Source organism: Rhodanobacter thiooxydans (assembly GCF_021545845.1).
GTDB lineage: Bacteria > Pseudomonadota > Gammaproteobacteria > Xanthomonadales > Rhodanobacteraceae > Rhodanobacter.
Genome location: NZ_CP088923.1, coordinates 1,349,863 through 1,372,444, shown reverse-complemented (window position 1 = coordinate 1,372,444; position 22,582 = coordinate 1,349,863). Strand labels below are relative to the sequence as shown.

Genomic DNA, 22,582 nt, shown 5'->3' with positions numbered 1-22,582 from the left:
CCTTGTCTGCTGCCCGCACGGGGCGGCTCCGGGACTGGATCACTGGGGGAAGATGCGCATGGCCACGGCTACCGCAACCAACATCAACAAGGCGCGCGAGCTCGGTGCCCAGCGGGCCGAAGTCAGCAAGCTGACCACCTACGAGTGGGTTGCGCTGGACAAGCGCGGCAAGCGCATGAAGGGCGACATGCCGGCGAAGAACGCCACGCTGGTCAAGGCCGAGCTGCGCCGCCAGGGCATGAACCCGCAGACCGTGCGCGAGCGCGCCAAACCGCTGTTCGGTTCCACCGGCAGCACCATCAAGCCGGGCGACGTGGCCATCTTCAGCCGCCAGATCGCCACCATGATGGCGTCCGGCGTGCCGATGATCCAGGCCTTCGACATCATCGCCGACGGCCAGAAGAACATCCGCTTCAAGAACGTCCTCATTGACGTCAAGCAGAACATCGAGGGAGGTTCGTCGCTGCATGAAGCGCTCGGCCGCTACCCGGTGCAGTTCGACGAGCTGTACTGCAACCTGGTGAAGGCCGGCGAGGCCTCCGGCGTGCTCGACACCGTGCTGGACACCGTCGCGACCTACAAGGAACGCACCGAGGCGATCAAGAAGAAGATCAAGAAGGCGTTGTTCTACCCGATGATGGTGCTGGCAGTGGTGTTCATAGTCGTGCTGATCATGCTGCTGTTCGTGGTGCCGGTGTTCGCCAAGACCTTCCAGGACGCCGGCGCGCAGCTGCCGGCCCCCACCCAGCTGCTGGTGACCGCCTCGGAGTTCATGCAGAGCTACTGGTTCATCGTCGTCGGCCTGATCGGCGGCGGCATCGCCGCGATCGTCATTGCCAAGAAACGCTCGGTGAAGTTCGCCCACTTCCTCGACCGCATGTCGCTGAAGATGCCGGTGATGGGCAGCATCGTGCGCAACTCGGCAATCGCCCGCTTCGCCCGCACGCTGGGCGTGACCTTCCGCGCCGGCGTGCCGCTGGTGGAGGCGATGGACGCGGTAGCCGGCGCCACCGGCAGCGTGGTCTATGGCGACGCGGTCAAGCAGATGCGCGACGACATCTCGGTCGGCCACCAGTTGCAGCTGGCGATGAAGCAGACCGGCCTGTTCCCGAACATGGTGGTGCAGATGACCGCGATCGGCGAGGAATCCGGCGCGCTGGACAACATGCTGTTCAAGGTGGCCGAGTTCTACGAGGAAGAGGTGAGCAACGCCGTCGACACCCTCTCCACCTTGCTCGAACCGATCATCATGGTGGTGCTGGGCACCCTGGTCGGCGGCATGGTGGTAGCCCTGTACCTGCCGATCTTCAAGCTCGCCGGCACGTTCTGATTCCTGGCGTTGCTGACGCCTGGGAGTTGAGCATCGCCGCGAACCCGCACCCTCTCCCCCACCCCTCTCCCAAAGGGAGAGGGGCTTTCAGAAACCCCGCACCTGCTTTGGAGGGGCTTTCGGAAATCCCACACCCGCTTTGGAGCCCCTCTCCCCTCGAATCGGAAATCCCGCACCCGCTTCGGAGCCCCTCTCCCCTCGAATCGGAAATCCCGCACCCGCTTTGGAGCCCCTCTCCCCTCGAGTCGGAAATCCCGCACCCGCTTTGGAGCCCCTCTCCCCTCGAGTCGGAAATCCCGCACCCGCTTTGGAGCCCCTCTCCCATCGGGAGAGGGGTTGGGGAGAGGGTACGCTCGAGCGATGAATCCCAAGCCGCCACTACCCACGCGCACGCTCAATACGGCGAAGTCGCTGCGAACCGCAGGCACCGATGCGGAACACAAGCTGTGGTACCACCTGCGCGCGCGACGTCTGGGCGGATTCAAGTTTCGCCGTCAACATCCCATACCGCCCTACGTCGTGGACTTCTACTGCGACGAACTCGAACTGGTCATCGAACTCGATGGCTCGCAACACAGCGAAGAAATCGACAGGACGCGCACGCAGGCCCTCGAACGCCAGGGTTTGCTTGTCCTGAGATTCTGGGACAATCAGGCGTTGCAGGAAATCGACGCGGTGCTTGAGGCGATTTTGACGGTCGCGCGGGACCGTACCCTCTCCCCCAACCCCTCCCCCAACGGGGGAGGGGCTTTAAAGGCCGACCATGCCCGAACTTCCCTTTGCCCTGTGGATCGCCCTGGCCGGCGTACTCGGCCTGCTGGTGGGCAGCTTTCTCAACGTGGTGATCCTGCGCCTGCCCGAGCGGATGGCGGCGGCGTGGCGGCAGGAAGCGCGCGACGTGCTGGAGCTGCAGGCCGATGCCACGCCGCTGCCGCCGGGTATCGTGCGCGAGCCGTCGCACTGTCCGCACTGCAAGCACCGGTTGTCGGCGCGGGACAACATACCGCTGTTCGGCTGGCTGCTGCTGCGCGGGCGCTGCCGCTACTGCCAGGCCAAGATCTCGCTGCAGTACCCGCTGGTGGAACTGCTCAGCGGCGTGCTGAGTGCGGTGATCGTGTGGAAGTTCGGCCCCTCGTGGGCCGCGCTGGCCGGGCTGGTGCTGACCTGGACGCTGATCGCGCTGGCCGGCATCGACTTCCGCACCCAGCTGCTGCCCGACCAGCTCACCCTGCCGTTGCTGTGGCTGGGCCTGCTGCTGTCGCTGCTGCCGATGTTCGTCACCGCGCCGGCGTCGATCCTGGCCGCGGCGATCGGCTACCTGAGCCTGTGGAGCGTGTACTGGGCGTTCAAGCTGCTGACCGGCAAGGAAGGCATGGGCCACGGCGACTTCAAGCTGCTTGCCGCACTGGGCGCATGGATGGGGCCGGTGTCGCTGCTGCCGATCATCCTGCTGTCCTCGCTGATCGGCGCGCTGGTCGGTGGCACCCTGATTGCGCTGCGCCGACACGAGCGCGCGATCCCGATGCCGTTCGGCCCGTTCCTCGCCGCCGCCGGCTGGGTCTGGTTCGTGGCGGGTGCGGACCTGTTGCAGGGCTACATGCAACTGACCGGTCTGCGATGACCCAGCGTCCGCACGCGATGGTGGTTGCCCTGACCGGCGGCGTCGCTGCCGGCAAGACCGCGGTGACGCGGCGTTTCGAGACGCTGGGCGTGCACGTGCACGATGCCGACGTGGCCGCCCGTGAGGTGATCGAGCCGGGCACGCCCGGACTGGCCGCGGTGGTCGACGCCTTCGGTGCCGGCGTACTCGACGACGCGGGTCGGCTGGATCGCGCGGCGATGCGCCGGCATGTGTTCGCCGATCCCGCCGCGCGCCGGACGCTGGAGGCGATCATCCACCCGCTCGTACGCCATTGGCTGCATCAACGCGCGCTGGCCGAACGCGGGCCGTATTGCCTGCTGGCGATTCCCTTGCTGGCCGAGAACATCGAGCACTATCGCTGGGTCGACCGCGTGCTGCTGGTCGACGCCCCCGAACCGGTGCAGCTCGCGCGCCTGATCGACCGCGACGGCATCGACGAAGCCCTGGCCCGCCGCATGCTGGCGCACCAGGCCAGCCGCGCCGAGCGCCGGGCGCTGGCCGACGACGTGATCGAGAACAACGGCGACGAAAGTGCGCTGGACCACGCTGTCGCCGAGCTGCACCGCCGCTACCTGGCCCTGGCACAACACCGGTAGGAGCCCGCTGGCGGGCGATGCTTTTAAAGCCGGGATTCGGGATTCGGAAGAGCATCGCCCGCAAGCGGGCTCCTACTCACCGGTGCTCTGCGGTGCGGCGCGCCTGAATCAAGGTTTGCAGGATCGGCCGGTCCGCCGGGGTGAGGATGGCCACGTCCACCAGGGCGGGAAATTGCCATTGCAGCGCCTGCCCTTCCAGCGGGCGCGGCTCGCCGAGCCACGCCTCGACCCGCCAGGCATCCAGCAGCAATTCGCGCTCGCCGTAATTCCACGGCAGCGCGATCAGCGGTTCGGCGTGCTGCAGGGTGACGCCCAGCTCCTCGCGCAACTCGCGCGCCAGCGCCGCCAGCGGCGTCTCGCCCGGCTCACGCTTGCCACCGGGGAATTCCCATATCCCGGCCAGGTGCTTGCCGGGCGGACGCTGCGCCAGCAGCACGCGGCCGTCGGCGTCGCGCAGCAACCCGGCCATCACGTGCATCACCGCGCATGGCACGGAAGCAGGCATCAGGCGCTGCGCAGATACTCGACCATGTCGAAGTCGTAGGCGTGTTTGGCATCGGCCTTGTGGTGCACGCGGGAAACCTCGGTCCAGTCGCTGAAGTGCACGCCCGGGAAGAATGCGTCGGCGCCGTCGACCGCGGCGCCGACCCAGGTGAGGTACATGCGGCGTGCGCGCGGCAGCGCCTCGGCAAACACCATGCCCCCGCCGATCACCATCAGGCCGGTATTGTCGCAGCGCGCCTGCGCTTCTTCGATCGAGCGCACGGTGATCTGGCCCGGGTACGGCGCCTCGTGGCGCCGCGTCAGCACCAGGTTGACCCGGTCCGGCAAGGCGCGGCCGATCGACAACGCGGTGTGGTAGCCCATCAGCACGTTCCTGCCGGTGGTCAACTGCTTGAACCAGCGCAGGTCGTCGGGCAGGTGCCAGGGCAGCTGACCCTTGCGGCCGATTGCGAAGTTTTCGTCGAGTGCGGCGATCAGCGAAATGGCCATGGCGAATCCTTGGAAGGCTGGATGGTCAGTGGGACAGCCAGCGTCCGCGAATGACGCCGCCGTCGACGCCCGATCTTAACAGGCGGGCCGAGGTGCCGGCGCCGCACGTTCCTGCGCCGTGGCTACACGGCCACGGCCGCCTTGATCGCCGGATGCGCGCGGTAGCCCTCGATCGCGATGTCCTCGTAGCGGAAATCGAAGACCGAGCGCACCGCCGGATTGAGTTCGAGCCGCGGCAGCGGCAACGGTTCGCGGCCCAGCTGCAGTCGCGCCTGCTCCAGATGGTTGTTGTACAGGTGGGCATCGCCCAGCGTGTGCACGAAGTCGCCCACGCCCAGGCCACAGACCTGCGCGATCATGTGGGTGAGCAGCGCGTAGCTGGCGATGTTGAACGGCACGCCGAGGAAGATGTCGCCCGAGCGCTGGTACAGCTGGCAGCTGAGTTTTCCGTCTGCCACGTAGAACTGGAACATGGTGTGGCACGGCATCAGCGCCATCTTCGGCAGCTCGCCCACGTTCCACGCGCTGACGATCAGCCGGCGCGAGTCCGGGTTGCGCCGGATCTCGTCGACCACCCAGGCGATCTGGTCCACCGCCTTGCCGTCGGCGGTGGGCCAGGCGCGCCACTGCCGGCCGTAGACCGGGCCGAGCTCGCCATGCGCATCGGCCCATTCCTCCCAGATGCGCACGCCGTGTTCTTTCAGGTAGGCGATGTTGGTGTCGCCGCGCAGGAACCAGATCAGCTCGTGCACGATCGACTTGAGGTGCAGCTTCTTGGTGGTGACCAGCGGAAAACCTTCGCTGAGGTCGAAACGCATCTGCCAGCCGAACACGCTGCGCGTGCCGGTGCCGGTGCGATCGGTCTTTTCGGTGCCGTGGTCGAGCACATGGCGGAGCAGGTCGAGATAAGCGCGCATCCGCTTAGTATAGGTAGGAGCGCACCCTGTGCGCGATGCTCTTCCGCCACGTGACGAAGAGCCATCGCGCACGACCGAAGGAAGTCCCTTGTGGACAGGGTGCGCTCCTACAGATCAAACGTGCGCCAGCGGCAGCGTGGGCGCGCGCCGCGACATCGCAAGCAGCACCAGCCCCACCGCAATCAGCGGCAGCGACTGCATCTGCCCCATCGTCACCCATGAGGTGCCGAACAGGTAGCCGAGCTGCGAGTCGGGTACGCGCACGAATTCCACCGCGAAACGGAAGCAGCCGTACAGCAACGCGAACAGGCCGGATACCAGGTAGCGCGGCCGCGGCTTCAGCGAGACCAGCCATAACACCACGAACATCACCACGCCCTCCAGCAGCATCTCGTACAGCTGCGAGGGGTGCCGCGGCAACCGGTCCGGCGCGTTCGGGAACACCATCGCCCACGGCACGTCGGCCGGCCTGCCCCACAGCTCGCCGTTGATGAAGTTGCCGAGCCGGCCCAGGCCCAGCCCGATCGGCACCAGCGGCGCCACGAAGTCGATGGTGTCGAAGAAGTGCAGCTTTTGCCGGCGCGACCACCACCAGCCGGCGGCCAGCACGCCGAGCAGGCCGCCGTGGAAGCTCATGCCGCCGTCCCATACCTTGAACAGCACCAGCGGATCGCGCCAGATCCAGCCGATGCCGCCTTCGTAATAGAACAGCATGTACCACACGCGCCCGCCCACGATCACGCCAAGCATGCCGTAGAACAGCAGGTCGCCCAGCGCATCGCGGCTGACCGGCAGACGCCCCTGCCTGCGCCGGTATTCACCCAGCACTGCGACGAAGAAAAAGCCGAGCAGGTACATCAGGCCGTACCAGTGCACCTGGATCGGGCCGAGCTGGAAGGCGACGGGATTGAAATCGACGACGTAAGGCTGGGACATGGCGACCAGACTGGCGGACAAAGGCCAAGTGTAGCGGGACACCGGCTACCTGAAGTGGGGCACCCGCATCCAGCAGAACCTGATCGACGATGTGAAGTGGGCGATCGCGGAAGCAAATCGGGGCGCAGCTACCTGAACATGGTGATCGGCAGGGACGACGCCGACCTCGACGCCAATTCGCCCGCCAGGCTGGCCGGCAGGATCACGCAGCGGCGTTTTCTCAGAGCAGCACCGGTCGATCCGGCAGCTCGTCGGGGTTGGCCCTGCCATCGCTTGGGAAGTGCCGCGTCAGCAGCGCGTGCGCGGCGGCGATGCCTTCGAGGCTGCCCTCGCGCCATTGCCCGCGCGCGTAGCCGTCGCGCATGCGGGCGCAGATCGCCTCCCACTCGCCCGTCGCCACTTTCGCCGCGATGCCGCGATCGGCGACGATCTCGATGCGGCGTTCGGCCATCAGCACATAGAACAGCACGCCGCTGTTGTGTTCGGTATCCCACACGCGCAGCTGGGCGAACACCTGGCGCGCGCGGATCGCGGCATCGAGACCCTCCAGCACGGCCAGCGGCGCCAGCCGCGATTCGACCGCGAAGCGGATCTCGCCCAGGTGGGTGCGCTCGCCTGTGGCGATCGCTGCGGCCATCTCGTCCAGCACGCCGGCCGGAAAGCGCCGCGACAGCTGGAACCAGCCACCGCAGAGATTCGCCCACAGTCGCCGCATGCGCGCCATCACCAGCTCCCCGAAGAACCGCCGCCGCCGAAGCTGCCGCCGCCACCGCTGAAACCGCCGCCGCCAAAGCCACCGCCGCTGCCGCCACCCCAGCCACCGCCGCCGAAACCGCCCCAGCCGCCACCGCCGATCGAGCGGCCGGCGCCGCCGGGCAGCAGCATCAGCACGCCACCGACCAGCGCGCCGAGGATGCCGGCGCCCATCGAGACCAGCAGCCACAGCAGGCCGCCAACCAGCACGGCGCCCAATGGCCCCCTGACCAGGGCCGGCGTGCGCCCGAAGATGCCGCGCAGGAACAGCGCCACGAACACGGCGATCATCAGGCCCTGCTCCAGCCCGAGCCCGGAACGCCCGTCGTCGGGCGCGCCACGCACCGGCGGCGGCAGCGCTTCGCCGTTGATCAGCTGGGTCAGCGCGCCGACCGCGTCGCTGATGCCACCGAAGTAGTCGTTGCCGCGGAATTTCGGCGCGATGTATTCGCGGATGATCCGTGCGGTGGCGGCGTCGGGAATGGCGCCTTCCAGGCCGTAACCCACCTCGATGCGCACGCGGCGGTCGTTCTTGGCCACCAGCAGCAGCACGCCGTCGTCGGTACCCTTGCGGCCCACCTTGTTGGCTTCGGCCACCGCCAGCGAGTAGCCCTCGAGGTCCTGCTCGCCGGTGCTGCCGACCATCAGCACCACCAGCTGCGCGCCCTTGGCCTTTTCCAGCGCCACCAGCTGTGCATCGAGCTGGTCGACCTGCGGCGCGGTCAGCGTGCCGGTGAGGTCGGTGACGTGCCGCGCCAGTTTCGGCACGGCATCGGCCGCCAGCAGCAGCGCCGGCAACAGCAGCGCCAGCAGCAGCCAGTGGCGCGGAAAGCGCCCGGGCATCATCAATGCGTCGCGGCAGGCGCCGGCGCCGTGGTGCCGAAATCCACCTTCGGCGCGGTGGAGATCGCCTGCTCGTTCTCGACCGAGAAGTTCGGCTTCACCTTGTAGCCGAAGATCTTCGCGGTGAGGTTGTTCGGGAAGGTGCGGATCATCCCGTTGTAGGTCTGCACCGCCTGCACGTAGCGGTTGCGCGCCACGGTGACCCGGTTCTCGGTGCCCTCCAGCTGCGCCTGCAGGTTCTGGAACAAGCCGTCGGCCTTGAGCTGCGGGTAGTTCTCGCTGACCACCATCAGCCGCGACAGCGCGTTGCCCAGCTCGCCCTGGGCGGCCTGGAACTGCTGCAGCTTCTGCGGATCGTTCAGCGAATCGGCATTGACCTGCAGGCTGCCCACCTTGGCACGCGCCGCGGTGACCTCGGTGAACACCTTCTCCTCGTGCTGGGCGTAGCCCTTGACCGTGTTGACCAGGTTCGGCACCAGGTCGGCGCGGCGCTGGTACTGGTTGAGCACCTCGGACCAGGCCGCCTTGACCGCCTCGTCCTGCTTCTGGATGGCGTTGTAGCCGCAGCCGCTCAGGCCGAGGGCCAGCAGCACCAGCACGAGGTTGCGCAGAAGTTTCATGGGCTTGCTCCGATCCGGTGGAAGGCCATTCCATCATCTCGCGGCGCTTCCCGCAATCGCGCCAGCGGCGTGGGCGCGGTCAGACGAACAGGCGCGGCCCGAGGATCAGCGCCCAGCTCAGCACCACCAGCACCAGCAGCACGAACACCGCCGCCGAGCCCATGTCCTTGGCGCGCCCGGCCAGTTCGTGGAACTCCGGGCTGACCTTGTCGACCACCGCCTCGATCGCCGAATTCAGCAGCTCGGCCGACAGCACCAGCATCGGCGCCAGGATCAGCGCGAACTTCTCCAGCCCGCCGTGGCCCAGCCACAGGCCGAGCGGGATCAGCACCATCGCCAGGCAGGCTTCCAGCCGGAACGAGGCTTCGTGCCGCCAGCCGGCCCGCAGCCCCTTCATCGACCACAGAAACGCGTTCCAGAGCTGTTTCGGACCGCGGAAACCTTCGGCGGCCATCAGCGACGACGCCCGGTCGACCGCAAGCGCTGCGGCGACATCAATGCGATGGACATGGACGGCGAGACTCCCTGGAACAGGCCGGTTCGAACGGCCGATGATGCCACAAGCGCCGACCGTGGACGCCCGGCCCCGGTCCGGGTTCTTGCCGCAGTGCAGCTACACCGCGATGACGGATCGGTTACGCTTCGCCGGTTGTGGCCTGTCCATGGGCCGCATGGCACTGGCGCGTGTCCGCACGTCGCCACGGTTTGGATCCCGCACGGAAAATCTATGGCAACCCAGAACCCGCCCGTCTCCCAGACGCGCTCATTCAGCACCGTCTTCCTGATCGAAATGTGGGAGCGCTTCGGCTTCTACGGCATGCAGGTGCTGATGGTCACCTACATGGTGAAGAAGCTCGGCTTCGTCGACAGCAAGGCCAACCTGATCTGGGGCGCCGCGGCGGCGCTGATCTACGCCACGCCGGCGATCGGCGGCTGGGTCGGCGACAAGCTGATCGGCACCCGCCGCACCATGCTGCTCGGCGCGATGGTGCTGACGCTGGGCTACGTGATGTTGTGGATTCCGACCAACAACGCCTATTTCCTGTACATCGCGCTCGGCGTGATCATCGTCGGCAACGGCTTCTTCAAGCCGAACGCCGGCAACCTGGTGCGCAAGATCTACGAGGGCGACGACACCAAGATCGACAGCGCGTTCACCATCTACTACATGGCGGTGAACATCGGCTCGACCATCTCGATGCTGCTGACCCCGTGGATCCGCGACTACGTGGGCGCGAAGTACGGCGATGCCTGGGGCTGGCATACCGCGTTCGGCGTCTGCGCAGTCGGCCTGGTGTTCGGCCTGGTCAACTACACGCTGATGCATCGCACGCTGGCGCACATCGGCTCGCCGGCCGACGACAAGCCGGTGGACGTCAAGCGCCTCGGTACGGTGCTGCTGGCCGCGATCGGCATGGTGTTCGTCTCCGCCTTCATCCTGCAGGACCAGACCGTCGCCAAGTGGTGCGTGTACGCCGCCGGCGTGGTGATCCTGGGCATCTTCGTGCACCTGATCCGCAGCAGCGAGCAGCACGAGCGGGCCGGCCTGGTTGCCGCGCTGGTGCTGACCGTGCAGACGATCTTCTTCTTCATCTTCTACCAGCAGATGTCGACCTCGCTGAACCTGTTCGCACAGCGCAACGTGGCTCTCTCGTTCGACCTGTTCGGCCTGCACCTGTTCAACTGGATTCCCGAGCAGTTCCAGTCGCTCAATGCGCTCTGGATCGTGCTGCTGAGCCCGGTGCTGGTGTTCATCTACAACACCATGGGCAAGGTGGGCAAAAATCCGTCGGTGGCGGCCAAGTTCGCCTGGGGCTTCGCGGCGGTGGCGATCGGCTTCTTCATCTACGGCGTCGGCGCCCGCTTCGCGGTGAATGGCCAGGTGTCGTCGTGGATCATGCTGTGGGGCTACGGCCTGTACTCGCTGGGTGAGCTGCTGGTGTCGGGCCTGGGCCTGGCGATGATCGCGCGCTACGTGCCGGCGCGGATGGGCGGCTTCATGATGGGCGCCTACTACGTGGCCTCGGGCCTCTCGCAGTACCTCGGCAGCGTGGTGGCGAACTTCGCCAGCATTCCGACCGACATCACCGACCCGCTGGTGTCGCTGCCGGTGTATACTTCGCTGTTCAACAAGCTCGGCTTCGCCGGCGTCGCCTGCACCGTGATCGCGCTGGCGATGCTGCCGCTGATGAAGAAACTGTCGAGCAGCCATTCTGACTCGGTCGCCAACAACCCGCTGCCGCCCGTGCGCAGCGAGGAATTCACCACCCCGTCGTGATCCGCCGGACCTGTCGCGCGCCGCGCGGCGGGTCCGCCGTTTTCAGCAAGCCCGGAAGATCGCCATGCCGCACCGGTCCAACCAACGCATCGGCCCGTTCGCGCTGACGCGTACGCTGGCCTGGCTGCGGATCTGCGCCATCGCCGGCCAGAGTTCCGCCGTGCTGGTGGCCGCCTGGTGGATGCAGCTGGCCATCCCGCTGCTGCCGCTGCTGCTCGGCATCGGCCTGCTCGCGGTGTTCTCGGTGTTCGCCTCGTGGCGGCTGACCCAGCCGTGGCCGCTGCGCGAGTGGGAGGCGGTCGGCCACATCGCCTTCGACACGCTGGTGCTGGGCTACCTGCTGTACTTCACCGGCGGCGCCAGCAACCCGTTCGTCACCCTGCTGCTGGTGCCGATCGCGCTCAGCGCGGCGGCGCTGTCGGGCAGGGCAGTGCTGGTGGTGGCCGCGCTGGCCGGCGTGGCCTATGCGAGCCTGTTCTACAGGTACGTGCCGCTGCCGCTGCCGATGGCCATCGGCTCGCCCAGCCGCTTCACCCTGCACGTGCTCGGCATGGGCGTGAACTTCGTGATCATGGCGCTGCTGCTGAGCTTCTTCATCAGCCGGCTGGCGCATGTGCTGCGCCTGCAGCAGCTCGAAGTCCAACGCGTGCGCGAACGCGCGCTGCGCGACGAAGGCATCCTGGCCATCGCCACCCAGGCCGCCGGCGCCGCGCACGAGCTCAACACGCCACTGTCGACCATGCGCACCCTGCTGCCCGAGCTGCGCCGCGAGCATGCCGACGACGAAACGCTTACGGAGGATCTGGCGCTGCTGGAAGCCCAGGTCGACCGCTGCCGCACGATCCTTCGCGAGATGGTCGCGTTCGGCAAGGCGCAGCTGTCGCGGGAACCGGAACGGCTCACCGTGGCGGCGTTCATCCATGGCTGCGTGGAACGCTTCCAACTGCTGCGGCCGGAAGCCGAACTGACCCTGCCGCCGGACGAGGACGCCGCCCGCATCGTGCTGCGCACCCCACCGGGCTTGCGTCATGCGCTGCTCAACCTGCTCAACAACGCGGTCGATGCCTCAGCCATCAACCACTCGAACGCGGTGGCGCTGCGGGTCTCGCGCGACGGCGACTGGCTGCAGCTGTGCGTGCGCGACCACGGCCCCGGTTTCGATACCGACGGCGAGCTCACCCTGCTTGGCCGCTCGCACAAGCAGACCGGGCTGGGCATCGGCCTGGCGCTGGCCGAAGCTACGGCCGAGCGGCTCAACGGCGAGCTGGTCGCCAGCAATACCGCACACGGCGCCGAGGTCTGCCTGCGCCTGCCGCTGGCGGTGATCGCCGAAAAGTAAGCCGCCGGGCGTGCAAGTCTCGCCGCTTCCGGCAAGAATGCAGGCTCGATCCACACTCAGGAAACTGCCGATGACCGAGTTGCCCCACGCCGCCACGGCACGCCCGCTGCTGCTGGTCGACGACGACACCACCTTCCTGCGCGTGCTGGCGCGCGCGCTCGGTTCGCGCGGCTTCGAGGTCATCACCGCCAGCAATTTCGACGAGGCCCGCTCGCTGACTCGCCGGCACAACCCGCGCTACTGCGTGCTCGACCTCAAGCTGGGCGAGGAGAACGGCCTGCGCCTGATCCCCGAGCTGCACACCCTGGTGCCCGACCTACGCGTACTGCTGCTGACCGGCTACGCCTCGATCGCCACCGCGGTGGAGGCGATCAAGCGCGGCGCCCACGACTACCTGGCCAAGCCGGTCGATGCCGACGCGGTGGTGCGCGCCCTGCTCGACGGCGACAACGACGGCGACAACGACAGCGAGCTGCCGGACGCCCCCGAACAGCCGCTGGCACTGCGCCGGCTGGAATGGGAGCACATCCAGCGCGTGCTCACCGAGTGCGACGGCAACATCTCCGAGACCGCCCGCCGCCTCGGCATGCACCGCCGCACCCTGCAGCGCAAACTGAGCAAGCACCCGGTACGCGAACGCCCCGACCACGAAGAGTGAGCGGGTATCGCCTGTAGGAGCGCACCCCCGGATCGAGTCCGGGGGTGCGCTCCTACACGTATCCGAACCGGGCGCCTTTCGCGGTGCCCGCGCATCCCATCGCTGCAACAACGCGCCATCTGCTGTGCGCACGACCGCGGACTATCCTTGCAAGCCTAGACTTGCATCAAGGGTTTCACCTGGACACCTTAGCGCTCGGCCTTTGCGCAGTCGCACTCACCGTGGCCATCAGCCCGCTGCTGGCCGCCGATGAGCCCGCCCCACCACCACCCTTGCGCCAGTCCCGGTGCACGCCAGCGACACCCTGGTGATGGAGACGCCCAGCGTGCGGGTGCGCATCGCGCTGCGCACGGCGATCGAGGCGCGCCTGCGCAGCATGAAGATGGACGGCTATCCCACGCGCGCCTACGCCGAAGCCTCGCCCGAACGCATCAACTTCCTGCTCGCCCCGGACTGGGGCGGCGAGACGCCGCGCGTGCTGGTGATCCGCGCCGACAACAGCCGCCACGGGGTCAGCGGCGCGCTGCCCCGGCGCAGCAGCAGAAAATTCCATAAGGCGGACATCACACACCGCACAGCCCACCCTGCAGAGCTGCGCAAACTCCTGTAGGAGCCCGCTCGCGGGCGATGCTCTGCTCTGCGAATCCCGAATCCCGAATCCCGAATCCCGAATCCCGAATCCCGAATCCCGAATCCCGGCTTTCAAGGCATCGCCCGCGAGCGGGCTCCTACAAATAGCCGGGGCGCGTCAGGGCTGCGCGGCGCTGTCGGCTGGCGCGGGCAGCTCGGCGGTGCCGTCGTCCTCGTCGCCGTAGAGCGCCACGTGCGGCACGCCGTCGGCGGCGATCCAGCCGCGGTACATGCCGTCGGTGTTGAACGGGATCGAGATGTGCCCTTCCGCATCCAGCGCGATCGCGCCGCCGTTCCCGCCCATCGACGGGATCTCCTGGTTGACCACCTCGGCGGCAGCGCGCTTCAGCGGCACGCGCATCTGGGTCACCTTCATGCAGATCTGGTGCGCGACCACGCTGCGGATGTAGAACTCACCCCAGCCGGTACCCGACACCGCGCAGCCGGAATTGGCGTAGGTGCCGGCGCCGATGATCGGCGAATCGCCGACGCGGCCCCAGCGCTTGTCGGTCATGCCGCCGGTGGAGGTACCGGCGGCCAGGCGGCCTTGCGCATCCAGCGCCACCGCACCGACCGTGCCGAAGTGTTTGGCCGTCTCGACGTCCGCATGCGGCTGCTTCGCGGCATCCTCCTTCAGCGCCTGCTGCAGCTGCTGCCAACGCTGCTCGGTGCGGAAGTACGAGGGGTCGACCAGCGGCATGCCGATGCTCTTCGCGAATGCTTCGGCGCCCTGGCCCGAGAGCATCACGTAGGGCGTCTTCTCCATCACCGCGCGCGCCAGCAGGATCGGGTTCTTGATCCGCGTGACGCCCGCCACCGCGCCGGCACGGTGGGTGTCGCCGTCCATGATCGCCGCGTCCAGCTCGTTGATGCCCTCATGGGTGAACACCGCGCCCTTGCCGGCGTTGAAGTTCGGATCGTCCTCCAGCACGGTGATCGCCGCGGCCACCGCGTCCAGCGCGCTGCCGCCGGCCTTGAGCTTGGCGTAGCCGTCCTGCAGCGCCCGGGTCATCGCCGCGCGCACCGCCTGCTCCTTTGCCGGCGTCATGTCGCGCTTGACCACCCCGGCGCCGCCATGGATCACCAGTACGGGCGAAACGGCGGCATGGCTCACGGCAGCAACCCCAAAGGCGGCGAGGGCGAGGAACAGATGGTGCGGTCTCACGTGGGCGCTCTCCCGGACAACGGGGTGAGTATACCGGGGCCCGTTAGGTCACTTGGCCGCGAAGCGCACCCGCTGGTCGTCCAGCACCGGCTTCACGCCGGCAAGGTCGGCCACCCGCTGCATCGCCGCGCCCGCTGGCATTTCGTTGAACGACAACGCTCGTGGCGCCACGCAGCCGCAGGCGGTAACGCGCCTGCGCGAGAACGGCCTGCAACAAGCTGGCCATGCTGCCCAACAGCCACCGCAGCATGATTCACACAGGCCAGCCGGTCGCATTCGGGCCCGCGGCGTAAATGACCCCGTCAAGCCCGCTCCGACGGACGCACCGTCGGGTCTGCGACCTTGGTACAAGGCCGGACCCGGCCAATCCGTCGTATCCTTGGCAGCTGACTCTCCCCTGAGGAAGGCACAGCGATGGACAAGGTTTATCCGAGCGCGGCGCAAGCCCTTGACGGCCTGCTGGCCGATGGCATGACGATCGCCGCCGGCGGTTTCGGCCTGTGCGGCATCCCCGAGAACCTGATCGGCGCGCTGCTGCAGGCCGGCACCCGGGACCTGACCATCGTGGGCAACAACGCCGGCGTGGACGATTTCGGCATGGGCCCGCTCTTGAAGACCCACCAGGTCAAGCGCGTGTACGCTTCCTACGTGGGCGAGAACAAGGAGTTCGAGCGGCAGACCCTGGCCGGCGAGCTGGAGCTGCACCTGACTCCGCAGGGCACGCTGGCCGAGAAGCTGCGCGCCGGCGGCGCCGGCATCCCCGGTTTCTACACGCGCACCGCGTTCGGCACCAAGCTGGCCGAGGGCAAGGAAACCAAGGTCTTCAACGGCAAGGAATACGTGCTGGAGGAATCCATCACCGCCGACCTGTCGATCGTGAAGGCGTGGAAGGGCGACGCCCACGGCAACCTGGTGTTCCGCGAAACCGCGCGCAACTTCAACCCGATGATCGCCACCTGCGGCAAGATCTGCGTGGCCGAGGTGGAACAGCTGGTGCCGGTCGGCGAGCTGGACCCGAACAACGTCCACGTGCCGGGCATCTACGTCGACCGCATCGTGCAGGGCGCGAAGTACGAGAAGCGCATCGAGTTCCGCACCATTGCCGGCGTCGCCGCGGGCAAGGAAAGCCCGGTCCGCGTGGCGATGGCCAAGCGCGCCGCCAAGGAGCTGCGCGACGGTTTCTACGTGAACCTCGGCATCGGCATCCCGACCATGGTGGCGAACTACATCCCCGACGGGGTCAGCGTCACCCTGCAGTCGGAAAACGGCCTGCTCGGCATCGGCCCGTTCCCCACCGAGGACCAGCTCGACCCCGACCTGATCAACGCCGGCAAGCAGACCATCACCACCCTGCCCGGCTCCAGCTTCTTCTCCAGCGCCGACTCGTTCGCGATGATCCGCGGCGGCCACATCGACCTGTCGATCCTCGGCGGCCTGGAAGTGTCCGCGCACGGCGACCTGGCCAACTGGATGGTGCCGGGCAAGATGGTCAAGGGCCCGGGCGGTGCGATGGACCTGGTCAGCGGCGTCAAGCGCGTGGTGGTGCTGATGGAGCACACCGCGAAGGACGGTTCGCCGAAGATCAAGAACCAGTGCGACCTGCCGCTCACCGGCAAGCAGGTGGTGGACCTGATCATCACCGACCTGTGCGTGTTCGAGGTGGCCAAGGGCAAGGGCCTGACCCTGATCGAACTCAACGAGGGCGTCAGCCTGGACGACGTCAAGGCGAAGACCGGCTGCGCCTTCGCGGTGGCGCTGCCGGCCAGCTGAGAGGTCGTGATTTTTTCAACCTCTCAGGCCGGCCACGGCGAGGGCATGGCGAGGGCATGGATGCCCGAGTTGAGGCAACGCAGGAGCAGTTGCCCGATGCCCGAGTTGAGGCAACGCAGGAGCGGTTGCCCGCTGGCCGGACATGAAACAGTCACGCAAGTGACTGTTTCATGTGAGCGAGTCCGGGCGTGTACCGGACTCGCGACTGAAGAAAACCACAGGAAGTGGTTTTCTTCGCAAGCGCTGAGGCCTACGACTCCATGAAACTCTGCTCCGGCGCATGCGCCGGCAGCGGGTGCGGGAAACGGATGCGCGCGATGTTTTCCTGGCCCTGACCCGTCTGCAGTTCCAGCGGCCACGCAAAGCGGTCGCTGATCCGCTGGGCAATGGCCAGCTCGAAACCGTGCCGGTCGGCACCGCGGGCGCGTACCGGGGAGCCCTTGCCGGGCAGCTGCGAGGTGATCCGGTTGCGCACGCTGATTGCACCGGGCAGTACGCTGACCACCACGCTGCCCTGCTCGGTCTGCTGGCAGGCATTGCGGATCAACTGCCAGCACAGCACCGAGAGCGCCTGCGGCGAGCCCTGCAACGCGAAGCGGGCGGGCTCCTCCAGCAGCAGCTCGATCGGCCGGCCGGCCAACAGCTCGCGGGCGAAGTCCAGTTCCTTGCGCAGCGCATCGTTGACGACGAAATACTGGTCGTCGGCCGCGCTGTCCGTCTCGCGCGCCAGGATCAGCAGCGCATCCACCAGCACTTCCATCTCGCGGGTGGCGCGCTTGATCCGGAGCACCGAGCGCACGCCGAAGTCGCTGAGGCTGTCCTCCTCGGCCAGCATGTCAGCCGACATCTTGATCACGGTGAGCGGGCTGCGCAGCTCGTGGCTGGCATCGCGGGTGAAGTTGCGCTCGCGCTGGTTGTAGCTGGCCAGACGCGTGGCGAAGCCGTGCAGGCCCCGCGCCAGCGAGGCCACGTCGGCGTCGGCATGGGTGGACAACTGCTCCAGGCGCAGCGATGCCGGATCCAGCAGCTCGCCGTCCCAGCGATTCACCAGCCGCGCCAGCACGCGCACCGGCCGCCACTCGTGCCGCAAGGCGAGCCAGGCGAGCGCGGTGGTGAGCACGATCACCGTGATCACCACCGCGGTGTGCGCGACGTTGTAGATGCCCAGCATGCAGACCGCCACCACGATCACGAACTGCAGGGTGAACACCCACGCGACGTGCCGACGGAAGGCGCCCACACGGGACGTGACTGCGTTGACCCTGCTGTCCATTACCTGCGTGCGCCTACCTCTGATGCACGGTGATTGATGTCAGGCCGTCTGGGGCGAAGAAGCCACTTCCGATTCGAGATCCGCCAGGCGGTAGCCCGCGGAGTGGATGGTGTGTAGCAGCGGTCGCGCGAAAGGTTTGTCGATGACCCGGCGCAGGTTGTAAAGGTGCGAGCGCAGGGTATCGGAATCGGGCAGCGTATCACCCCAGATCTCGCGTTCGATGTCGCGCCGGCTGACCACCCGCGGCGACTCGCGCATGAGGATCGCCAGCAGCTTCAGGCCGATCGGCGATACGGTCAGTTCCTGGCCGTCGCGGGTCAGCCGCAGCGTGGCGGTGTCCAGGGTCATGTCGCCGACGCTGAGCACCTCGGTGGACACCTGGCGGCGGTCGCGGCGAATCAGCGCGCGCAGCCGCGCCTCCAGCTCGCGCACCTCGAACGGCTTCACCAGGTAATCGTCGGCGCCAGCCTCGAGCCCGGCCAGCTTGTCCTCCAGCGTGTCGCGGGCGGTCAGCATCAGCACCGGGGTGGCCTTCTTGGCTTCCCGGCGCAGCTTGCGGCAGACCTCCAATCCATCCAGGCCCGGCAGCATCAGGTCCAGCACCAGCACGTCATAGCTGTTGGACACTGCCAGGTGCAACCCGCTCACGCCGTCAGCGGCGTAGTCCACCGAATAGCCACGCCGCTCCAGGAATTCGCCGACCATCTCGGCAATCTGGCGGTTGTCCTCGACCAGCAGGATCAAGCCCGCCTGTTCGTCATGTACGGTCATCGTCCATACCTCCATGGCTTCACATATGTGAAGAGATAACCGGCGCGCAAGTGACGGCTGCGTGAAAGCGTGGCACGGTGGTTCAGACCCGGTTCGGTTTCAGTGCAGCAGCGGCCGCAGCGCCGTCCATACCGTCTGCAGCACCCGCGGCTCGGCGGCAGCCACCGGATGCAGGCCATCGGCCTGCATCAACGCGAGGTCGAGCGCGACGCCTTCGAGCAGGAACGGCACCAGCGCCACCTGCCGGCTGCGCGCCAGTTCCGCATAGACCGCGCGCAACCCGTCGCGGTAGCGCGGGCCGTAGTTCACCGGCAGCTCGATGCCGACCAGCAGCACGCGCACCTTCGCCTGCTGCGCGGTACGGATCATCGCGTCGAGGTTGTCGCGCAGCGCCGGCAGCGGCAGGCCGCGCAGGCCGTCGTTGGCGCCCAGTTCCAGCACCAGCACGGTCGGCCGATACTTCGCCAGCAGTGCGGGCAGGCGGTTGCGCCCACTCAGCGAGGTCTCGCCGCTGATGCTGGCATTGATCGCGCGCCACTTCGGCACCATCTGGCCCAGACGCGTATCCAGCAGTTGCACCCAGCCGGACTCGACCGGAATGTTGTGCGCGGCGGACAACGAATCACCCAGCACCAGCACGGTTTTCGGCGCCGCCGCCTGGGCGCTGCCGATGCCGCACAGAAAAACCAGCCACCACAGGCATCGGCGCATGAGCGATTCTTCCCGGCCTCTTCTTGAAGCTTGCGATGTTAGCAAGTCGGTCAACGGCCCCGAGGGGAGACTGGAGATCCTCAGCCAGGTCAGCCTGCAGGTGCAGCCGGGCGAGAGCTTCGCCATCGTCGGCGCCTCCGGTTCCGGCAAGACCACCCTGCTCGGCTTGCTGGCCGGGCTGGACACGCCCGACAGCGGCCACATCGCGCTGGACGGCCATGCGCTGCAGCAGCTGGACGAGGAGGCCCGCGCCGACCTGCGCCGGCGGCTGGTCGGCTTCGTGTTCCAGTCGTTCCACCTGCTGCCCGCGCTCACCGCCGAGGAGAACGTGATGCTGCCGCTGGAACTGGAAGGCAGCAGCGCGGCGCGATCGCGAGCGCGCGACGCGCTCGACGCGGTGGGGCTGGGCGCGCGGCGGCGGCATTACCCGGCCCAGCTGTCCGGCGGCGAGCAGCAGCGCGTGGCGATCGCCCGCGCGTTCGTGCACGGCCCGCGCGTGCTGTTCGCCGACGAGCCCACCGGCAACCTCGACCAGCGCACTGGTCACCACGTCAGCGACCTGCTGTTCGCGCTGAACCGCGAACACCGCACCACCCTGGTGCTGGTCACCCACGACGCGCCCCTGGCCGCGCGCTGCGACCGCCGGATCGAACTGGAAGAGGGCCGCGTGCTGGCCACGTCCGGGGATCCCGCATGAACACCCCCGCTCCACGCACCGCCCCTGCTCCTTCCCCTGCTTGCCCCAAAGGGACTTCCTTCGGTCGCAGGGGAGGGCTGGGGTGGGATGCTCTTGATCTGCCCGCCAGCCCGAGCTACCCCCTCCCGGCCTCCCCCTGCTGCGCAGGGGGAGGAGCAAAGCGATGAACCTGGTTCGCCTGTCCCTGCGCAGCCTGCGCCGCGAGTGGCACCTGCCGGAACTGCGCACGCTGGCCGCCTCGCTGGTGCTGGCGGTGCTGGCGTTGGGCGTGGTCGCCACGCTGGCGGCGCGGATCGAGCGCGGCATGCTGGCCAGCGCCGCCGAGCTGATCGGCGGCGACGTCGGCGTGTCCTCGCCGCAGCTCCTGCCTGACACGTTCGCCGACCGCGCCCGACGCGACGGCCTGCAACTCGCCCGCGCCGCCAGCTTTCCCAGCGTGGCGTTCGCCCATGAGCAGACCCAGCTGCTCGACGTGCAGGCCGTCGATGCGCACTATCCGCTGCGCGGCAAGCTGGAACTGCGCGATGCCACCGGCGGCCCGCGCAACGGCCGCCCCCCGGCCGCGGGCGAGGTCTACCTCGACCATCGTGCGCTGGTGGCGCTGGACCTGAAGGTCGGCCAGCCGCTGCAACTCGGCGGCCGCGAGCTGACCATCGCCGCCGAGCTGCTGCGCCAGCCCGACGGCGGCGAGCTGCTGGCGCTGGCGCCGCGTGCGCTGATGAGCCTGGCCGATGCCGAACAGGCCGGCCTGCTCGGCACCGGCAGCCGCGCCCGCCACCGCCTATTGCTGGCCGGTGCGCCGGCCGCGGTGCAGGCCTGGCACGACTGGGCGCAGGCGACCACGCTGCCGCAAGGCGCCGAGCTGATCACCCCGGAACAGACCCAGGAACGCATGCGCAGCTCGTTCGACCGCGCCGGTGCGTTCCTGCGCCTCACCGCCCTGCTGTCGGCCCTGCTGGCCGGCATCGCGATCGCGCTGTCCGCACAGCGCTACGCGCGACGCAAGACCACCGAAGTGGCGCTGCTGCGTGCGCTGGGCACGCCGCGCCGGCGCGTGCTCGGCCTGTTGCTGGGCACGCTGGGCGCGCTCGCCGTGCCGGCGACAGCACTCGGCGTACTGCTCGCGCTGGGCCTGTCGCAGCTGGCCTGGCTGCTGGCCAGCCAGCTGTTCGGCAACGTGCCGACGGTGCTGCCGCTGGCGCCGTCGTTCGCCGCTGCCGCGATGGGCATGGCGGTGCTGGTCGGCTTTGCGCTGCCGCCGCTGGCGCGGCTGGCCGAAGTGCCACCGGTGTCGGTGTTCCGCCAGAGTATGCAGCGACGGGTCCGTCGCTTCGATGCGCTGTACCTGGTCCCGGCGCTGGTGGCGCTGGGCCTGATCTGGAGCCAGAGCAGTTCACTCACCCTGGCCGGCATCCTCGCCGCCAGCCTGCTCGGCGTGGCGTTGATTGCGGCGCTGCTGGCCGGCGCACTGCTGTGGCTGGCCAGGCGCATCGCGCCGGGCGCCCACCCCGCGCTGCGGCTGGGCCTCGCCGCGCTGGCGCGGCGGCCGGCGCTGAGCGTGATCCAGGCCACCGCGCTCAGCCTGGGCCTGTGCGCGCTGATGTTGCTGGCGGCGGTGGCGCCGGCATTGCTGCAGGGCTGGCGCCAGGAACTGCCGGCGGACACGCCGAACTGGTTCGCGCTGAACCTGCAGGACGACCAGCGTGACGGCTTCACACAGGCGCTGGCGGCTGTCGGCGGCAACCAACTCAACATGCTGCCGCTGGCAGTGGGCAAGCTCACCGCGATCAACGGCCAGCCGATCGACCGGCTGCATTTCGACGACGAACGCGCGAAGGACTGGGCCGACCGCCAGCTTCGGCTGTCCTGGTCGGACGCGCTGCCGCAGGCGAACGAGGTGGTTGCCGGCCGCTGGCCCGGCGCGCGGCCGACCGCCGCCGAGGTGTCGATCGACACCATGTGGCGCGACACGTTCGCGCTGAAGGTCGGCGACACCATGCGCTTCGATGTCGGCGAAGGCAGCATCGAGGCAAAAGTCGGCAGCATCCGCAAGGTCGACTGGAGCTCGTTCCGGGTCAACTTCTTCCTGCTGCTCGACCCGGCCCACGCCAGCGGCCTGCCGCACACCTGGCTGGCCAGTTTCCACCTGCCGCGCGGTCACACCGCGGAGCTGGCGCAGCTGTCGCGCGACTACGCCAACCTCAGCCTGGTCGACGTCGATTCGCTGCTCGGCCGCGTGCGCGAAATCGTCGACCGCGTGGGCAATGCGGTGCGCTGGATCCTCGGCTTCAGCCTGCTCGCCGGCGCACTGGTGCTGGCCGCCGCACTCGCCGCCAGCGCGGCCGAGCGTCGCCACGAAGCCGCGCTGCTGCGCACGCTGGGCGCACGGCGCGCGCAACTGCGCGTGGCCGCCGCCTGCGAGTTCGCCCTGCTGGGCCTGGTCGCCGGTCTCACCGCCGCACTTGGCGCCGCCGGCGCCGGGCTGTGGCTGGGCCGGGCGGTATTCCACATCGAGCACTTCGTGCCGACGCTGTGGTCGCTGCTCGGTGGCGCCGTCGGCGCCGCACTGGTGGTGATGCTGCTGGGCCTGGCCGGTACCCGCAAGGTCAGCCGCACGCCGCCGATGCGGCTGTTGCGCGAAGGCTAAGCTGTTGCCGGAG

At 68.3% G+C, this 22,582-nt stretch carries 22 protein-coding genes and 1 pseudogene; 11 read left to right on the top strand and 12 right to left on the bottom strand.

All coding sequences use genetic code 11. The features are described from left to right. The first annotated feature begins 58 nt into the window (after positions 1-58). From LRK53_RS05935 to coaE, 4 genes and pseudogenes are all read left to right on the top strand, one after another. Positions 59-1,330 carry a type II secretion system F family protein gene (locus LRK53_RS05935; RefSeq protein WP_027493029.1) on the top strand — a complete coding sequence of 424 codons (1,272 nt, stop codon included), beginning with the start codon at positions 59-61 and terminating at the stop codon, positions 1,328-1,330. Positions 1,331-1,690: 360 nt separating this feature from the next. Continuing rightward, positions 1,691-1,969, top strand: a pseudogene (locus LRK53_RS05930) (endonuclease domain-containing protein); the annotation flags it as partial. Positions 1,970-2,093: 124 nt separating this feature from the next. Then, the gene (locus LRK53_RS05925; protein WP_027493031.1) at positions 2,094-2,951 is read left to right on the top strand and encodes a prepilin peptidase; all 858 of its coding nucleotides are present in this window, start codon (positions 2,094-2,096) and stop codon (positions 2,949-2,951) included. After that, entirely contained in the window at positions 2,948-3,568 is a 621-nt protein-coding gene (coaE, locus tag LRK53_RS05920) for a dephospho-CoA kinase (protein ID WP_027493032.1), read from the top strand. The genes LRK53_RS05925 and coaE overlap by 4 nt, the downstream gene beginning before the upstream one ends. A gap of 76 nt (positions 3,569-3,644) precedes the next feature. Here the strand turns inward: coaE and LRK53_RS05915 are convergent, their stop codons facing one another. From LRK53_RS05915 to LRK53_RS05880, 8 genes are all read right to left on the bottom strand, one after another. After that, positions 3,645-4,073, bottom strand: a complete 429-nt coding sequence (locus LRK53_RS05915) for an NUDIX domain-containing protein (protein ID WP_027493033.1) — start codon at positions 4,071-4,073, stop codon at positions 3,645-3,647. Further along, entirely contained in the window at positions 4,073-4,561 is a 489-nt protein-coding gene (locus LRK53_RS05910; protein WP_008438579.1) for a dihydrofolate reductase, read from the bottom strand. Before LRK53_RS05910 ends, LRK53_RS05915 begins: the two co-directional genes overlap by 1 nt. A gap of 122 nt (positions 4,562-4,683) precedes the next feature. Continuing rightward, positions 4,684-5,478, bottom strand: a complete 795-nt coding sequence (locus LRK53_RS05905) for a thymidylate synthase (protein WP_027493034.1) — start codon at positions 5,476-5,478, stop codon at positions 4,684-4,686. A gap of 114 nt (positions 5,479-5,592) precedes the next feature. Further along, positions 5,593-6,414, bottom strand: coding sequence for a prolipoprotein diacylglyceryl transferase (gene lgt / locus LRK53_RS05900; protein WP_027493035.1), 822 nt, complete (start codon positions 6,412-6,414; stop codon positions 5,593-5,595). Between the two features lie 220 nt (positions 6,415-6,634). Beyond that, positions 6,635-7,138: a TPM domain-containing protein gene (locus tag LRK53_RS05895; RefSeq protein ID WP_027493036.1), complete on the bottom strand. Its 504-nt coding sequence runs from the start codon at positions 7,136-7,138 to the stop codon at positions 6,635-6,637. Continuing rightward, complete coding sequence (locus tag LRK53_RS05890; protein ID WP_027493037.1) at positions 7,138-8,013, bottom strand: TPM domain-containing protein; 876 nt, start codon at positions 8,011-8,013, stop codon at positions 7,138-7,140. The genes LRK53_RS05895 and LRK53_RS05890 overlap by 1 nt, the downstream gene beginning before the upstream one ends. After that, positions 8,013-8,630: a LemA family protein gene (locus tag LRK53_RS05885; protein ID WP_027493038.1), complete on the bottom strand. Its 618-nt coding sequence runs from the start codon at positions 8,628-8,630 to the stop codon at positions 8,013-8,015. Before LRK53_RS05885 ends, LRK53_RS05890 begins: the two co-directional genes overlap by 1 nt. Before the next feature lie 79 nt (positions 8,631-8,709). Then, complete coding sequence (locus tag LRK53_RS05880) at positions 8,710-9,084, bottom strand: diacylglycerol kinase (RefSeq protein ID WP_027493039.1); 375 nt, start codon at positions 9,082-9,084, stop codon at positions 8,710-8,712. Positions 9,085-9,357: 273 nt separating this feature from the next. Here LRK53_RS05880 and LRK53_RS05875 point away from each other — a divergent pair, with 273 nt between their 5' ends. The 4 genes from LRK53_RS05875 to LRK53_RS05860 all read left to right on the top strand — a co-directional run bounded on the left by LRK53_RS05875 (position 9,358) and on the right by LRK53_RS05860 (position 13,515). Next, a complete protein-coding gene (locus tag LRK53_RS05875) occupies positions 9,358-10,908 on the top strand; it encodes a peptide MFS transporter (RefSeq protein ID WP_235642560.1) in 1,551 nt (516 codons plus the stop codon). Positions 10,909-10,972: 64 nt separating this feature from the next. Beyond that, complete coding sequence (locus tag LRK53_RS05870) at positions 10,973-12,247, top strand: ATP-binding protein (protein ID WP_027493040.1); 1,275 nt, start codon at positions 10,973-10,975, stop codon at positions 12,245-12,247. 70 nt (positions 12,248-12,317) lie between these two features. Continuing rightward, positions 12,318-12,905 (top strand): response regulator transcription factor, encoded by a 588-nt coding sequence (locus LRK53_RS05865; RefSeq protein WP_027493041.1) that lies wholly within the window; start codon positions 12,318-12,320, stop codon positions 12,903-12,905. Positions 12,906-13,191: 286 nt separating this feature from the next. After that, on the top strand, positions 13,192-13,515 hold the full coding sequence (locus LRK53_RS05860) for a hypothetical protein (protein ID WP_185754657.1): 324 nt from the start codon (positions 13,192-13,194) through the stop codon (positions 13,513-13,515). Between the two features lie 138 nt (positions 13,516-13,653). On the opposite strand, the gene LRK53_RS05855 is transcribed toward LRK53_RS05860, so the two are convergent. Next, positions 13,654-14,700, bottom strand: a complete 1,047-nt coding sequence (locus tag LRK53_RS05855) for an isoaspartyl peptidase/L-asparaginase family protein (protein ID WP_027493042.1) — start codon at positions 14,698-14,700, stop codon at positions 13,654-13,656. Between the two features lie 414 nt (positions 14,701-15,114). Here LRK53_RS05855 and LRK53_RS19210 point away from each other — a divergent pair, with 414 nt between their 5' ends. Continuing rightward, complete coding sequence (locus LRK53_RS19210; RefSeq protein WP_275113424.1) at positions 15,115-16,470, top strand: 3-oxoacid CoA-transferase; 1,356 nt, start codon at positions 15,115-15,117, stop codon at positions 16,468-16,470. Between the two features lie 250 nt (positions 16,471-16,720). Here the strand turns inward: LRK53_RS19210 and LRK53_RS05840 are convergent, their stop codons facing one another. From LRK53_RS05840 to LRK53_RS05830, 3 genes are all read right to left on the bottom strand, one after another. Next, positions 16,721-17,743 (bottom strand): sensor histidine kinase, encoded by a 1,023-nt coding sequence (locus LRK53_RS05840; RefSeq protein WP_027493044.1) that lies wholly within the window; start codon positions 17,741-17,743, stop codon positions 16,721-16,723. 39 nt (positions 17,744-17,782) lie between these two features. Beyond that, positions 17,783-18,514, bottom strand: coding sequence for a response regulator transcription factor (locus tag LRK53_RS05835; protein WP_027493045.1), 732 nt, complete (start codon positions 18,512-18,514; stop codon positions 17,783-17,785). A gap of 99 nt (positions 18,515-18,613) precedes the next feature. Continuing rightward, on the bottom strand, positions 18,614-19,225 hold the full coding sequence (locus tag LRK53_RS05830; RefSeq protein ID WP_027493046.1) for an arylesterase: 612 nt from the start codon (positions 19,223-19,225) through the stop codon (positions 18,614-18,616). Between LRK53_RS05830 and LRK53_RS05825 the strand changes: the two genes are divergently transcribed. Both LRK53_RS05825 and LRK53_RS05820 read left to right on the top strand, forming a co-directional pair. Next, complete coding sequence (locus LRK53_RS05825) at positions 19,224-19,922, top strand: ABC transporter ATP-binding protein (RefSeq protein WP_027493047.1); 699 nt, start codon at positions 19,224-19,226, stop codon at positions 19,920-19,922. The genes LRK53_RS05830 and LRK53_RS05825 overlap by 2 nt on opposite strands. Before the next feature lie 163 nt (positions 19,923-20,085). Further along, on the top strand, positions 20,086-22,569 hold the full coding sequence (locus tag LRK53_RS05820) for an ABC transporter permease (RefSeq protein ID WP_235642559.1): 2,484 nt from the start codon (positions 20,086-20,088) through the stop codon (positions 22,567-22,569). The last annotated feature ends 13 nt before the right edge of the window (positions 22,570-22,582 follow it).